This window comes from Pseudomonas sp. FSL L8-0168, from assembly GCF_037976155.1.
Lineage (GTDB): Bacteria > Pseudomonadota > Gammaproteobacteria > Pseudomonadales > Pseudomonadaceae > Aquipseudomonas > Aquipseudomonas paracarnis.
In genome coordinates, this window is sequence record NZ_CP150262.1 from 1,157,993 (window position 1) to 1,171,863 (window position 13,871).

Annotated in this window: 13 protein-coding genes and 1 pseudogene; 3 read left to right on the forward strand and 11 right to left on the reverse strand. The window is 61.0% G+C overall.

Annotated features, from left to right (window positions below; genetic code table 11):
* Positions 1-29: 29 nt before the first annotated feature.
* Entirely contained in the window at positions 30-2,567 is a 2,538-nt protein-coding gene (locus MHH62_RS04795) for a PAS domain-containing protein (protein ID WP_014718204.1), read from the forward strand.
* A gap of 43 nt (positions 2,568-2,610) precedes the next feature.
* Complete coding sequence (locus MHH62_RS04800; protein ID WP_003174397.1) at positions 2,611-2,886, forward strand: peptidylprolyl isomerase; 276 nt, start codon at positions 2,611-2,613, stop codon at positions 2,884-2,886.
* A 159-nt stretch (positions 2,887-3,045) separates the two neighbouring features.
* Here MHH62_RS04800 and MHH62_RS04805 read toward each other — a convergent pair whose 3' ends face one another.
* From MHH62_RS04805 to MHH62_RS04840, 8 genes are all read right to left on the reverse strand, one after another.
* On the reverse strand, positions 3,046-3,951 hold the full coding sequence (locus MHH62_RS04805; RefSeq protein ID WP_032903896.1) for a sugar kinase: 906 nt from the start codon (positions 3,949-3,951) through the stop codon (positions 3,046-3,048).
* Between the two features lie 128 nt (positions 3,952-4,079).
* On the reverse strand, positions 4,080-5,288 hold the full coding sequence (locus MHH62_RS04810) for an amino acid deaminase (RefSeq protein ID WP_014718202.1): 1,209 nt from the start codon (positions 5,286-5,288) through the stop codon (positions 4,080-4,082).
* Between the two features lie 9 nt (positions 5,289-5,297).
* The gene (locus MHH62_RS04815) at positions 5,298-6,062 is read right to left on the reverse strand and encodes an IclR family transcriptional regulator (RefSeq protein WP_014718201.1); all 765 of its coding nucleotides are present in this window, start codon (positions 6,060-6,062) and stop codon (positions 5,298-5,300) included.
* A 134-nt stretch (positions 6,063-6,196) separates the two neighbouring features.
* A complete protein-coding gene (locus MHH62_RS04820) occupies positions 6,197-6,586 on the reverse strand; it encodes a RidA family protein (RefSeq protein WP_003191822.1) in 390 nt (129 codons plus the stop codon).
* Positions 6,587-6,600: 14 nt separating this feature from the next.
* Positions 6,601-7,383 carry an amino acid ABC transporter ATP-binding protein gene (locus MHH62_RS04825; RefSeq protein WP_020301585.1) on the reverse strand — a complete coding sequence of 261 codons (783 nt, stop codon included), beginning with the start codon at positions 7,381-7,383 and terminating at the stop codon, positions 6,601-6,603.
* The gene (locus tag MHH62_RS04830; protein ID WP_014718199.1) at positions 7,380-8,042 is read right to left on the reverse strand and encodes an amino acid ABC transporter permease; all 663 of its coding nucleotides are present in this window, start codon (positions 8,040-8,042) and stop codon (positions 7,380-7,382) included. Before MHH62_RS04830 ends, MHH62_RS04825 begins: the two co-directional genes overlap by 4 nt.
* 11 nt (positions 8,043-8,053) lie before the next feature.
* Positions 8,054-8,716 carry an amino acid ABC transporter permease gene (locus tag MHH62_RS04835; protein ID WP_019817612.1) on the reverse strand — a complete coding sequence of 221 codons (663 nt, stop codon included), beginning with the start codon at positions 8,714-8,716 and terminating at the stop codon, positions 8,054-8,056.
* 52 nt (positions 8,717-8,768) lie between these two features.
* Complete coding sequence (locus tag MHH62_RS04840) at positions 8,769-9,617, reverse strand: transporter substrate-binding domain-containing protein (RefSeq protein ID WP_019817613.1); 849 nt, start codon at positions 9,615-9,617, stop codon at positions 8,769-8,771.
* Between the two features lie 326 nt (positions 9,618-9,943).
* Between MHH62_RS04840 and MHH62_RS04845 the strand changes: the two are divergent.
* Positions 9,944-10,204: pseudogene (locus MHH62_RS04845) on the forward strand (thioredoxin family protein); the annotation flags it as partial.
* Positions 10,205-10,253: 49 nt separating this feature from the next.
* Here MHH62_RS04845 and MHH62_RS04850 read toward each other — a convergent pair.
* The 3 genes from MHH62_RS04850 to rpiB form a co-directional block, all read right to left on the reverse strand.
* A complete protein-coding gene (locus MHH62_RS04850; RefSeq protein ID WP_200600852.1) occupies positions 10,254-11,822 on the reverse strand; it encodes a TerC family protein in 1,569 nt (522 codons plus the stop codon).
* A 434-nt stretch (positions 11,823-12,256) separates the two neighbouring features.
* Positions 12,257-13,237: a sugar-binding transcriptional regulator gene (locus MHH62_RS04855; RefSeq protein ID WP_003191835.1), complete on the reverse strand. Its 981-nt coding sequence runs from the start codon at positions 13,235-13,237 to the stop codon at positions 12,257-12,259.
* A gap of 63 nt (positions 13,238-13,300) precedes the next feature.
* On the reverse strand, positions 13,301-13,762 hold the full coding sequence (rpiB, locus tag MHH62_RS04860; protein WP_019817614.1) for a ribose 5-phosphate isomerase B: 462 nt from the start codon (positions 13,760-13,762) through the stop codon (positions 13,301-13,303).
* Positions 13,763-13,871 lie beyond the last annotated feature (109 nt).

A 13,871-nucleotide genomic window follows, 5' to 3' on the forward strand; every position in this document is an offset into this window, starting at 1 on the left:
TTTTCAAAGCGTCAGGCTCAGGGCTTTTTATGAATGGAACATCCACCGGTAGCGAAGCCGCTGCATTGATCAGGCGGCTGGACTGGGCGCAAAGCCCCCTCGGTGAGGCCAGTGAGTGGCCGCAAAGCCTGCGCACTGCTGTCGATATCGTCGTGCATTCACCCATGCCAATGGTGCTGCTGTGGGGCCCACACCTCATACAACTCTATAACGATGGCTTTGCCCACCTGATAGGCGGCAAGCACCCCGGCGCTCTGGGCCAGCCGGCGCACCACACTTGGCCCGAACTGGAAAGCTTCGCCGCGCCGGTCTACGACGCCGTGCTCGGCGGCCAGGTGCGCACCTTCAGCGAGCAACGCTTTGTGCTGCAACGCGAGGGCCGCGACACCGAGATATGGCTCGACCTGACCTACAGCCCGGTGCGCGATGAAAGCTGCCGGGTGGCCGGCATCCTGGTCACGGCCATTGAAACCAATGAGCGGCGCAGCAAAACCCTCGAACTGCAACAGCGCTCCGAAGCCAGCCTCAAGGCCCAGCACAACACCGAGCAGCGCCTGCAACTGGCACTGGCGGCCACCGACGCGGTAGGCACCTGGGACTGGGATATCGGCGAAGACCGTTTCATCGCCGACGCCCATTTCGCCTACCTGCATGGCGTCGACCCCAACGATTCGAGCCTGCTGCCCATCAGCGCCTACCTGCATGGTGTGCACCCTGAGGACCGGGGAACGGTGACGCGCAGCATCAAGCATTGCATTACCCATGGCACCGAATACGCCGAGGAGTATCGCTTGCTGCAAGCCGACGGCCAGGTGCGCTGGGTGTTCGCCCGTGGCCGCTGCTACAAGGATCAACAGGGCCGGCCTGCGCGTTTCCTCGGCGCCGCGCTGGACCTCACCGAGCGTAAAAACACCGAGCAAGCCCTGCGCCAGAGCCAGACCGAGCTGCAACTGATCATCAACGCCATGCCGGTGTTGATCGGCTACGTTGACCACGACCAGCGCTTTCGCCTCAACAACAGCGCTTACCTGGACTGGTACGGCAAGACGCCCCAGGAGCTGTACGGCAAAACCATCCGCGAAGTACTTGGCGACGAGGTGTATGCCGGGCGCGCAGACAAGATTGCCGCCGCGCTCAAGGGCAAGGCGTGCAGCTTCATGACGGTGACGCCTCATCGCGATGGCCGCCCGCGCCATGCACTGATGAAGTACCTGCCGCGCTTTAGCAGTGACGGTTCGGTGAATGGTTTCTACATCTTTGTGATCGACGAGACCGAACGCAAGCTCACCGAAGAAGCCCTGCGCCACCTCAACGAGAACCTTGAAGAACGCGTGGCCCAGCGCACCCAGGCGCTGGCCGAAGCCAACCAGCGCCTGCAAAACGAGATGTTCGAGCGCGAGCGTGCCGAAGATGCCCTGCGCCATGCGCAGAAGATGGAAGCGGTCGGCCAGCTCACCGGCGGTATCGCCCATGACTTCAACAACATGCTCACCGGCATCATCGGCAGCCTCGACCTGATGCAGCGTTACATTGCCGCCGGACGCAGCGACGATATCGGCCGTTTTGCCGATGCCGCCGTGTCCTCCGCCCACCGCGCCGCCGCCCTCACCCACCGGCTGCTGGCGTTCTCGCGACGCCAGTCGCTGGACCGTCGCCCCACCGACCCCAACCAACTGGTGGCGTCCCTGGAAGACCTGTTCCGGCGCACCAAGGGCGCGCATATCGAACTCAAGGTAAAACTGGGCAAGGACACCTGGCCGGTGAACACCGATGCCAGCCAATTGGAAAACGCCCTGCTCAACCTGGTGATCAACGCCCGCGACGCCATGCCCGACGGCGGCGAGCTGCTGATCGAAACCGCCAACAGTTACCTGGACGGCACCGACATCACCACCCTGGAACCGGTCAAGGCCGGCGACTATGTGATGCTTGGCGTGAGCGACAACGGCAGCGGCATGGCGCCGAAAATCCTCGCCAAGGCGTTCGACCCGTTCTTCACCACCAAACCCATCGGCCAAGGCACTGGCCTTGGGTTGTCGATGATCTACGGTTTTGCCCAGCAATCCGGCGGCCACGTGACCATCCAGAGCGAACCTGGCCAGGGCACCTGCGTGCGCCTGTACCTGCCGCGTTTGTATGGCACCGCACTGGAAAGCAGCCTGCCTACCAGCCTGACCGAAGCCCCCGTGGCCCTGGCCGGTGAAGCGGTGGTGGTGGTCGAGGACGACCCGGCGGTGCGTATGCTGGTGGTCAATGTACTCGACGAACTGGGCTATACCGCTCACCAGGCGGCGGATGCGCGTGCGGCGCTGCCGTTGCTGGAATCGGATTTGCGCGTGGACTTGCTGGTGACCGACGTTGGCTTGCCCGGCATGAACGGCCGGCAACTGGCGGAAATCGCCCGCCAGCATCGCCCCGGCCTGCGCGTGCTGTTCATGACCGGTTATGCCGAGAAAGCCGCCGAACGCCAGGGGTTCCTGGAGGACGGCATGGACATGGTCGCCAAGCCTTTTTCCATTGACCTGTTGGCCAACAAAATCCGTAGCATGATCGGCGTCGAGGCCTGAGTTCAGGCATAATCGCGCGCCGTCGCACAGCTGGTAGAGCCCCATGAAAGCCCAAGCCCGTCATATCCTGGTGAAAACCAGCGAAGAAGCCGAACAACTCAAGCAGCGTATTGCCAAAGGCGAAGCCTTTGATGTGCTGGCCAAGAAGTACTCCACCTGCCCGTCGGGCAAACGCGGTGGTGACCTGGGCGAAGTGCGGCCCGGGCAGATGGTGGGGGCGATTGATGCGGTGATCTTCAAGAAACCGGTGAAGGTGGTGCACGGGCCGATCAAGAGCAAGTTTGGCTATCACCTGGTGCAGGTGTTTTACCGCGATTGAGTGGATGGCTTCAGTCCGCTATCGCAGGCAAGCCAGCTCCCACATCCGATCGTTCCCACGCTCTGCGTGGGAATGCCTCACTGGACGCTCTGCGTCCGTTTCTGGGACGCGGAGCGTCCCGGGCTGCGCTCCCACGCAGAGCGTGGGAACGATCAGTGATCATCTCGGTATCAGCGCCCCCGGCACCTGAATCACCCGGCTCGCCAACCGATGCCCCGCCAGTGCGGCGTCTTGGGGCGAACCACCGTTGAGCCGACTGGCCAGATACGCCGCACTGAACGAATCCCCCGCCGCCGTGGTGTCCACCACCTTCTCCACTTTCAACGCCGGCACCGCAAAGCGCTCGCCCGCGCAACGAATCAAGCACGCATCCGCTCCCCGCTTGAGCACCACTTCTGCAATCGAGGGATACGCCGCAAACACCTGCTCGCTATCCTCATAGCCGAACAACGCGCGTTCGTCATCCTCGGTGAACAAGGCAATGTCCACTGCGGCCAACACCCTGCGATACGCCTCACGGGCCGTTTGCACATCGGCCCACAGCCTGGGCCGGTAGTTGTTATCGAACACCACCTTGGCGCCACGCTGGCGGGCTTCGATCAGCGCCTGCAGTAAGCGCTCACGCCCGATGTCTCCCAGCACCGCCAGGGTAATGCCACTGAAATACACCACGTCATAGCCCGGCAATGCCGCCAGGACCGGCTCGGCGGCAGGCGTGGTGAAGCAGTCGCGCACGGCCGCTTCGTTGCGCCAGTAGAGGAATTTACGTTCGCCCTGGGCATCAGTCTGGATGCAATACAAGCCCGGCAGGCGCCCAGGCAGACGCTGGACCCTGCCCAGGCCAAGGCCTTCGGCGTGCCAATGCTCACACATGGCATCGCTGAAGCTGTCATCGCCCAGGGCGGTGACGTAGTCAACGCTGCCGGCATCGCCCAGCTCGCGACGCAGGTACACCGCAGTGTTCAGGGTGTCGCCGCCGAAGCTCTGGTGCAGGCTGCCGTCGGCGCGGTGTTGCAGTTCGATCATGCATTCGCCGATGAGGGCGATGCGGGGGTGGGTGTTCATGGCAAAGTTCTCAGGTGTGCTGGAGGGCCCCATCGCGGGCAAGCCCGACTCCCGCATTCGACTGCATTCCTTCAGTTAAAACGCGGTCACTGTGGGAGCTGGCTTGCCTGCAATAGCCGCGACTCGGTCTAGAAGCAGGTACGCAGAGACTCGACCACCTGCAACTGCTCATCCACCAGGCACCCCACCTGCCATTTATCAAAGGTCAGGCAAGGGTGGGACGTACCAAAGGAAATGATGTCGCCAATACGCAATTCAACCCCGGGCGCCACGGTCATGAACGCATGCTGGTCCATTACCGCCGTGACCTTGCACCCGCTCACATCATCACCTTGCGCCGGCACGATCCCGGCCTTGTAGCGCTTGAGTGGCACCGGCAAACCGGCGTCGTAGGCCACGTCGCGCTTGCCCAGGGCAACCACCGCAAAACCAGGCTCCGGCAACGACTGCACATGCGCCCAGACTTCCATTGCCGGGCGCAGGCCCTCGTTGAGGTCGCTGCGGCGTTCGAGTACACAGCACTGCGCCTCTTTGTAGATGCCATGGTCGTGGGCCACGTAACTGCCTGGGCGCAACACGCTGAGGAAACGACCGGCGGCGTTCTGCGTTTCGAACGACTCGGCGATCAGGTCGTACCAGGCCGAGCCCGATGCGGTGATGATCGGCGTGGGCAGGTCGAACAGGCCGCTGTCTTGCAGCTCGACCGCCAGGCTCACCAGGCTGGCGGCGAAGGCGCGGATACCACTGATGGCGTGCTCGCCGTGGATCACGCCTTCGTAACCCTCGATACCGGTGAGGGCCAAGGCCGGCTGGGCCTGGACCGCCTTGGCCAGATCGCGCACTTGCTGCTCGCTGCGACAGCCGCACCGGCCACCGACCACGCCATACTCGATCATCACATTGAGGCGCTGACCACGGGCGGCGAAGAACAGGCCCAGGTCGGCAACGTTGTCCGGGTGATCGACCATGCAATGAAAGTCAAAATCCTTGTCGGCCAGCAGGTCCGCGATCAAGGCCATGTTCGCTGCGCCCACCAGTTGGTTGGCCATCAGCACGCGACGCACGCCGCTGGCGTAGGCGGCGCGGGTCTGCACGGCGGTAGCCAGGGTGATGCCCCAGGCACCGGCGGTGATCTGGCGCTGGAACAGCGCGGGCATCATGCTGGTCTTGCCGTGGGGCGCCAGCTCGGCGCCGCTGCTGCGGACAAAGTCCTGCATCCAGCGGATGTTATGTTCCAGGGCGTCACGGTGCAGCACCAGGGCCGGCAGGCTGACATCGCGAACCAAATGGGCACCGACGGCAGCGGCACCTTTTTCAACGGCGTTGAGGGCAGACATGGAAAACTCCTATTCGTTGATGCGCCGGGCCAGGCTGTTGGCACTGTCGATCAGTACCCGGCGATAGTCGTGGTAGTTTTTACTCGCATCAGCCCGGGGGGCGACGATGCACAGAGTCGCGATGCTGATGCCCTGGGCATCGCGCACCGGGGCGGCAAAACAATGGGTGAAGGTGTCGGCCACACTGTCGAAGGAGAAGAACCCATCCAGGCTGGCCTGGCGGATCTGCGCCAGGAAAGTGTCCAGCGGCAGGCGCAGGCCGTCCGGCAGGATGAAGTCGTCGGGATCGATCAGGTCGACGATCTGCTGATCGCTCAAATGCCCCAGCAACAAGCGCCCCGAGGCGGTCCAGGGAATGGGGGCGTTTTCACCGATATCCGAAGAAATACGGAAATGCCGCTGGCCCTCGCGCATCAGCGCTACCGTGTATTTGCGCCCGTTGAGCAGGCACATCTGTGCGGTTTCGTGGGTCTGGCTGACGATCTCCTGCAAGGCGTGGTCGGCCTCGCGGGTCAGGTCAAAGTGACGCAAGTGTGCCTGGCCAAGGAAATACAGCTGACGCCCCAGGTACACGTGGCCTTCCTTGCCCACGGTCTCCAGGATGCGCCGCTCCAGCAACGACGCCACCAGTTCGTAGACCGTGGATTTGGGGCTGCCGATGCCGCTGGCAATATCATTCGGGCGCAGGGGCTGGCCGATTTCCTTGAGAAAATCGAGGATATCGAACGCACGGTCCAGGCCTTTGGCGCGGCGTTTGATGGTGTCTTCGGTCATGGCAGTACTCGGTCCCGTTCCAGATGATCGTTCCCACGCTCTGCGTGGGCATGCATGCGGTGACGCTCTGCGTCACAAGCGCGGACGCAGAGCGTCCAAGGCGGTATTCCCACGCAGAGCGTGGGAATGATCAGTTAGGCCTTTTTCTTGTAGGCCACGCAATCAATCTCGACCTTGCAATCGACCATCATATTGGCCTGCACACAGGCACGCGCCGGGGCGTGTTCCGGGGTGAAGTATTCGCCGAACACCTTGTTGAAGCTCCAGAAGTCCCGTGGGTCTTCCAACCATACGCCCACCCGAACCACATCCTTGAGCTCGTAGCCGGCCTCTTCGAGGATCGCCACCACGTTGCGCATCGTCTGGCGGGTTTGCTCGATGATGCCGCCGTTGATGATTTCACCGTCCACCGCAGGTACCTGGCCCGACACGTACAGCCAGCCATCGGCTTCCACAGCACGGGCGAACGGGCGTGGCTGGCCGCCACCTGCGGTGCTGCCGGTGCCGTAACGAGTAATGCTCATATAGTTGCTCCTTGTTAAAAACGAATGTTCTTGAGAAATTCCGCCAGGCGCGGCGACTGCGGCCGCTCGAATATATCTTTCGCGCTGCCCTGCTCTTCAATGCGGCCCTGGTTCATGAACACGATCTGGTCCGAAACTTCATAGGCAAAGCGCATCTCGTGGGTGACCAACAACATGGTCATGCCCTCCTCCGCCAGCCCCTTGATCACGCTGAGCACTTCGCCCACCAACTCCGGGTCGAGGGCCGAGGTGACTTCATCGAACAGCATCAGGCTGGGGTTCATGGCAATGGCCCGGGCAATGGCCACACGTTGTTGCTGGCCGCCGGACAATTGGCCGGGAAAGTGATTGCGGCGTTCCAGCAGGCCGACGCGGTCCAACCATTTTTCGGCCAGGGCTACCGCTTCATCCTTGCCCATCTTCTTGACCTTGAGCAAGCCGAGGGTAACGTTCTGCAGCGCAGTCAGGTGCGGGAACAGGTTGAATTGCTGGAACGCCATGCCGGTCATTGCGCGGTGCTGGGCGATCACCCGCTCCGGGTGGCGTACGCGCTTGCCGCCAACATCGCTGTAACCAATGGACTCGCCATCCAGGGTGATCTGCCCGCCCTGGAACTCCTCCAGCAGGTTCACGCAGCGCAGCAAGGTGGTCTTGCCCGAGCCGCTGGAGCCGATCAACGTCACCACATTGCCGCGCTGCATGGACAGGTCGACGCCCTTGAGCACTTCCACCTGGCCGTATTGTTTACGCAGGCCACGAATGTCCAGCAGCGCTGGGTTGGTTTGAGCTTGGTTCATGGCAAGGCCACCCGTTTTTCAATGTAGCGCCCGAATAATTCGATGGCGTAGTTGATGACAAAGAACAGAAAACCGGCGAACAGGTAGAACTCCAGGGTCATGAAGGTGCGCGCGATCACCTGCTGAGTACTGAGCAGCAATTCGGCCACGCCGATCACCGACAGCAAGGTGGAAGCCTTGACAATTTCCGTGGAGGAATTGACCCAGGTCGGCAAAATCTGCCGCAGCGCCTGGGGCAACAGCACGTAGCCCAGGGACTGATAAAACGTCAGGCCAATCGCCTTACCCGCTTCCATTTGCCCACGGGGAATGGCTTGCAGCGCGCCGCGCACGATTTCCGATACATGGGAGCCACAGAACAAGGTGAGCCCGACCGCACCGGCCTGGAACGCACTGATTTGCCAGCCAAGGGCCGGCAGCATGTAGAAACACGCCAACACCAGTACAAACACCGGCGTGCCACGGATCAAATCGACATACAGACGGAACGGCGCGCGCATCCAGAATTTGCCGTAGGTGAGGATCAACCCGGCGACGATGCCGATCAGGGTGCCAAAGACAATCGCCAGCGCCGAGACCGCCACGCTTGCCTGAAAGCCAGCCCAAAGGGTCTCGCGGGCGATCCACAATTCATGCAGCCAACTGGGGGATTCGTACATGGGACCCTTCCTTAACGACGGATAGCCAAACGCTGTTCCAGGTAACGGAGCAGCATGGCAATCAGGTAACAGGCAGCCACGTAGAGCGCGGTCGTGACCAGCCAGGTTTCAATCACCCGATAGCTTTCGACGTTGATCTTGCGGGCGTAATAGGTCAGCTCCGGCACCGCGATCGCAGCGGCCAGGGAGGTGTCCTTGAACAGCGAGATAAAGTTGTTCGACAGCGCCGGCAGCACGTTGCGCAGCATCACCGGCACGGTGATGTAAGCGCGAATCCGCCACTCGCCCAGGCCGATGGCCAGGCCGGCTTCCCGCAAGCCCTTGGGAATATTCACCAGGCCTGCGCGGAATACCTCGGTGAGATAGGCGCCGGCATACAGCGACAGGGTGATGATGAACGAGGGAATCTTATCCAGGCGAATACCCAGGGAGGGCAAGGCGAAGTAGATCAACAGGATCAACACCAAGATTGGGGTGTTGCGCACCACCGTCACATACACCGAGGCAAGAATACGCAACGCACGGTGCCTGGAGAGCATGGCAAACGCCATCAACAGGCCGATCACGCAGCCGATGGCGATCGACAGCAACGCCAACTGCAACCCCAGGCCGAGCCCCGCCAGCAAGGTGTCGAAATCACGCCAGACGGCGGCAAAGTTCAACTGATAGTTCATGGTCAGCAGCACCTGAAGGGGGCGTGTTCAGGCACGCCCCTATTGTTGCGGGTCACTTGAATTCCACGGGAAAACCAATCGCCGGTTCTGGCAGGTCCACGCCGAACCACTGCTTGAACGAAGCTTTGTAGGTGGGGAACTCCACACCGGTCATGGCTTCGTGCAGCGCGGTATTGACGAAGTTCAACCAGTCCTGGTCGCCGCGCTTGACCGCGCAGGCGTAGGTTTGCGGGCTCCAGGCGTAGGTGGGGCTGCGGTAGCGGCCAGGGTTCTGCACCATCAGGTATTTGACCGAGGACTGATCGGTGGCGGCGGCATCGGCGCGACCTGAGTTCACGGCCTGGTACATCAAGTCGACACTGTCGTACTGGTCGACCTTGGCCTTGGGCAGCGCCTGGTGCACCAACTCTTCGGCGTATACGTTTTGCAGCACTGCCACGGTAACGTCATCACCTGCGGCTTGGAGATCTTCGATTTCCTTGTACTTGCTGTTGTTGGGCAGCAGCAGGCCGACGCCTTCCCGGTAGTACGGCAGGGTGAAGGCCACCTGCTGCGCACGGCTGGCGGTGACGGTGATGAACTGGCAGCTCATGTCGACCTTGTCGGTGAGCAGGTTGGGAATACGTGCATCGGACGACTGCACCACAAACTCCACCTTGCTCGGGTCATTGAACAAGCCTTTGGCCACGATGCGGCCGATGTCGATATCAAATCCCTGCAACTTGCCATCCGCTCCCTGGAAGTGCCACGGCGCATTGGTACTGCCTGTACCTACGATCAAGTGCCCACGCTTGAGCACATCATCGAGCTTGCTGTCCGCCGCCTGCACCAGGCTGGCGAAGGAAGCCGATGCAGCGACGAGAAAAACACACGCTTTGAATACGGAAGGTCGGTGATGCATGACAAGCACTCCAGGGATTGTGTATTCCGCTATACCGGAACTTGGTATGTAACAACGGAATAGACAGCAGAAAGTGTGCCACAGACGCTGGAGGAAACCTATGGGGGTAATAAATGCGTTATGGATCAGCGTGATAGTGATTGCAGAGATAAACAGCGTTGCGCCGTCGTCGCATGGCAGTGCTACGCAACGCCCCACAACGGTGTTACAGCGCACCTAGACGGGTCGAGTGCAAGTGACGCGCACCTGTGAAGGTTGACAGTAGACGGTGACGACCCTCCGGCTTAGCGTGAGCAAAAACCAACACGGCAGGCAGGAGGATCAACATGGGAGTCGCCACGCGCAGAATTTCCAGCGCCCAAGGGTTCAATCGGGTACTGAACACACCGCGCCCGGTGTTTATTCTTTTTTTTTCAGAGCACTGCCCCGCTTGCGCGCAGGCCTGCGACTTCTTCGAGCAGGCCGCCTGGAAGCATCCCTGGATAGTCAGCCTGGTACTGGATTGTGCAAATACGCCGAAGCACCCTGACGTTACAGGCACCCCGACGCTTTTAGTCTACGTGGACGGCGTCCTGGCAGACATATTCAAAGGCTTCGGCCCTTGGGAAAGTCAAGAACAGTGCGTAAAAGACATCTTCAGCCGTTATGACCTGAGCAAGGGCGCAAGTGCACTTGCGTCACCCGGCGCTCTTCCACTTCAGCCACGGTCAAACGCCAGCCTTCATGCTCCAGGCTATCGCCCACCGCCGGCAGGCGGTCGAGCAGGCTCATCACCAACCCCGCCAAGGTTTGATAGTCCTCAGTAGCCGCAGCCTTGAAGCCCGTTCGCTGACGCAGCAGGTTGAGGTTCAAGGCACCATTGGCACGGAAACCATCGCCGTCCTCGACTATGTCCGGCCCTTCGATTTCGCTGGCATCGGGCAATTCACCGGCGATGGATTCCAGAATATCCGTCATGCTCAATACACCCATGAAGTCGCCGAATTCGTTGATCACGAAAGCGATGTGGGTAGACTCCTGGCGCATCTGCTCCAGAGCGTTGAGGATCGAAAAGCTTTCCAGCAGGTTGATCGCCCGACGCGCCAAGTGCGCAAGGTTCGGCTCGTTGCCAGCCAGGTATTCCTTGAGCAGCTCTTTCTTGTGCACAAAGCCCAAAGGCTCATCCACTGCACCGTTACGGATCAACGGCAGACGCGAGTAGGACGAGTGCATCAGTTTCAGACGCGTCGTCTCGGGCTCGTCCGCCAGGTCGATACAGTCAACCTTGGCCCTTGGGGTCATCAGGGTGCGAATCGGCCGCTCGGCCAGTTGCAGCACACCGCTGATCATCACCCGTTCGCGTCGATCAAACAGCGGCCCCTGCGCAGCATCCGGCTCGCCCAGCAGGTCAGCCACGTCTTCACCCACTTCTTCCACCGCCAGGCTGCGGCCGCCCAACAAGCGCATCACCGCATGGGCGGTACGCTCACGCACCGGCAACACGCCCTGCGCCGATTTCTTGCGACGGGCTCGGGCGATCTGGTTGAACACCTCGATCAGAATCGAGAAGCCAATGGCCGCGTACAGGTAGCCCTTGGGAATATGGAAACCCAGGCCTTCGGCGGTCAGGGCGAAACCGATCATCATCAGGAAGCCCAGGCACAGCATGATCACGGTGGGGTGCGCATTGACGAAACGGGTCAGCGGCTTGCTCGCCACGATCATCAGGCCGATGGACACGATCACCGCGATCATCATCACCGCCAGCTCGTCGACCATGCCCACGGCGGTAATCACCGCATCGAGGGAGAACACCGCATCCAGCACCACGATTTGCGCGACGATCGGCCAGAACATCGCGTAAGCCACATTGCCCTTGTGCTGCGCCACATGGCCTTCAAGGCGCTCATGCAATTCCATGGTGGCCTTGAACAGCAGGAATATACCGCCGAACAGCATGATCAGATCACGGCCCGAGAAGCTCTTGTCGAACACCTCGAACAGCGGCTGGGTCAGGGTCACCAACCAGGAAATACTCGCCAACAGGCCCAGGCGCATCAGCAGCGCCAGGGATAAACCGATCAAACGTGCACGGTCACGCTGCTCCGGTGGCAGCTTGTCCGCCAGGATCGCGATAAACACCAGGTTGTCGATACCCAGCACCAGTTCCAGCACAATCAAGGTCGCAAGGCCGAGCCAGGCCGTAGGATCCGCTAACCATTCCATTTATAAATTCTCTGTCTTTAAAGTGTTCAGAACGCCGGGCACGGCAAAGTGCGGTCATACGACCGAGACAAGGTTAGTTGACGGAATACGGGGTGCTTCAGCGGGAACAGCGACAGCGGTTGTCTTGGGGAAAGACGACTGGGAGGCTCCGAGAGGGTGTTCATGCAAGTCCTGAAATGACAAAAGGACTTGAATCCTACATTTGAAATACAAATTTCCTACAGCGCAAAACTATTACAAAACCTGTAGCCCCTATCAGAAGCACACCAATACTTGTGGGAGCTGGCTTGCCTGCGATGCAGGCACCTCGGTGTTGATCGTTCCCACGCTCCGCGTGGGAATGCCGCCTTTGACGCTCCGCGTCCCACCCGCGCAAGGGTGACGCGGAGCGTCACAGGATGCGTTCCCACGCTGGAGCGTGGGAACGATCTGTATCAGGTTTTACGAGTGGCATCGTCCAGCGCCAGGATAGTGTGGGCGTTGGTGACGGTGGTCGCCAGCGTATTGATCACTCCCGAGCGCAACGCCCCCAAGGTCGCCGCCGCCTTGGTGTTCTCACTGGCAATCGCCACCACATCCGGGATGCGAAACAGCTCCTGCACCGTCAACCCGATCACCCGCCCCTGGATGGCGTTGACCGCCGGCTGGCCGTGAATGTCGATAAAGTCATAGCCCATCATGTCGCCCACAGTGCCAGACAGGCGCGCCTGGGCTATTTCCTGGGGCGAGAACCAGCCCATGCGCACCATGTTGCTGTTCTCGCTCATGTCGCCGATGCCGATCAAGGCAATGTCAGCGCGGCGTGCGCGGTCAAGGGTGGAGCGCACCGTGTCGTTGTTGATCAGCACCCCGCGCAGCTCGGGGTTGGCCACCAGCGCTGGAGCGTAGAGGCTTTCACTTTCGCCCCCAAAGCGCAGGGCCAGGCGCCGGCAGATGTGGTCAGGGTTCATGTATTCACCGGCCTTGAGCGAACCGCCGATGGCACACACGAAGGTGCAGTTGCGGGTCACCGGCAGAAACACGTTATCGGCCACCGCGCCGACGTTACGCCCCATGCCCACCGCAACGATCATGCCGTCGCCCAGGGTCTTGTTGAGGTAGTTGGCCACAAGGCTGGCGACCGCCGAGCGCTGGGTGTCGGGGTCGCTGTGGTCGACCGCAATCAAGGCGCGGTCGAGCTTGAAGCGCTCCACCAGTGCCCGTTCCAGCTCGTTGTTCATTGCCGGGTGCTGCAGCACGCGCACCTCGACAATCCCTTCATCGCGCGCGCGCTTGAGCAGGCGGCTGACTTTTGCCCGCGACAGGTCAAAACGCTTGGCAATGGCCTCCTGAGTGACGTTCTCAAGGTAATAGAGCATCGCCACTTCGGTCATCTGATCGATATCACTGGCCATGCGCTGGGTACTGTCACTCATGGGGACGGGCTTCCGTTTCGGCGTCAAAGGCGCATTCTCCCGACTCTTGCCCTGCGCCGTCCACTACTGATGCCCATCGCGCTCGATCGCATTGATGCGCTCGACCTTGGCCCCGGACCGCGCCGCTTCGAACTCCGAGGCCAAAAACGCACTGACGATGCTTTTGGCCAACTCCGCACCGATGACCCGCGCACCGATGGAGAGGATTTGCGCATCGTTGCTCTTGCGCGCCCGCTCCGCCGAGTAGGTGTCATGGGCCTGGGCCGCACGGATGCCCAGAACTTTGTTGGCCGAGATGGCCATGCCTATGCCGGTGCCGCATACCAGCACGCCGAGGCGCTGTTGCCCGGCATTGATGGCGGTGGCCACGGCCAGAGCGATGTCCGGGTACAGCACCGGCGCCGTTGAATGCGTACCGAAGTCGGTGACCGGGTACCCCAACGCCTCGATATGGCGCTTCAACAACTCTTTGAGCTCAAAACCTGCTTCATCGCATCCGATAGCCACCGGGAAAGGTGTGTTCATGGCGCCAAACTCCACTGATCAAATGATCACTTAGTGAAATATCTCTCACTCATTTCGCAAGCATTCACCCCTTACTGTCAAGCGAGATTTAACTGACCTGCCAGTCAAA

Coding starts and splice junctions, on each gene's coding strand:
- MHH62_RS04850 (WP_200600852.1), bottom strand. CDS start 11,822: ATGGAATGGTTAGCGGATCCTACGGCCTGGCTCGGCCTTGCGACCTTG.
- MHH62_RS04840 (WP_019817613.1), bottom strand. CDS start 9,617: ATGCATCACCGACCTTCCGTATTCAAAGCGTGTGTTTTTCTCGTCGCT.
- rpiB (WP_019817614.1), bottom strand. CDS start 13,762: ATGAACACACCTTTCCCGGTGGCTATCGGATGCGATGAAGCAGGTTTT.
- MHH62_RS04855 (WP_003191835.1), bottom strand. CDS start 13,237: ATGAGTGACAGTACCCAGCGCATGGCCAGTGATATCGATCAGATGACC.
- MHH62_RS04810 (WP_014718202.1), bottom strand. CDS start 5,288: ATGTCTGCCCTCAACGCCGTTGAAAAAGGTGCCGCTGCCGTCGGTGCC.
- MHH62_RS04825 (WP_020301585.1), bottom strand. CDS start 7,383: ATGAACCAAGCTCAAACCAACCCAGCGCTGCTGGACATTCGTGGCCTG.
- MHH62_RS04820 (WP_003191822.1), bottom strand. CDS start 6,586: ATGAGCATTACTCGTTACGGCACCGGCAGCACCGCAGGTGGCGGCCAG.
- MHH62_RS04835 (WP_019817612.1), bottom strand. CDS start 8,716: ATGAACTATCAGTTGAACTTTGCCGCCGTCTGGCGTGATTTCGACACC.
- MHH62_RS04815 (WP_014718201.1), bottom strand. CDS start 6,062: ATGACCGAAGACACCATCAAACGCCGCGCCAAAGGCCTGGACCGTGCG.
- MHH62_RS04800 (WP_003174397.1), top strand. CDS start 2,611: ATGAAAGCCCAAGCCCGTCATATCCTGGTGAAAACCAGCGAAGAAGCC.
- MHH62_RS04805 (WP_032903896.1), bottom strand. CDS start 3,951: ATGAACACCCACCCCCGCATCGCCCTCATCGGCGAATGCATGATCGAA.
- MHH62_RS04795 (WP_014718204.1), top strand. CDS start 30: ATGAATGGAACATCCACCGGTAGCGAAGCCGCTGCATTGATCAGGCGG.
- MHH62_RS04830 (WP_014718199.1), bottom strand. CDS start 8,042: ATGTACGAATCCCCCAGTTGGCTGCATGAATTGTGGATCGCCCGCGAG.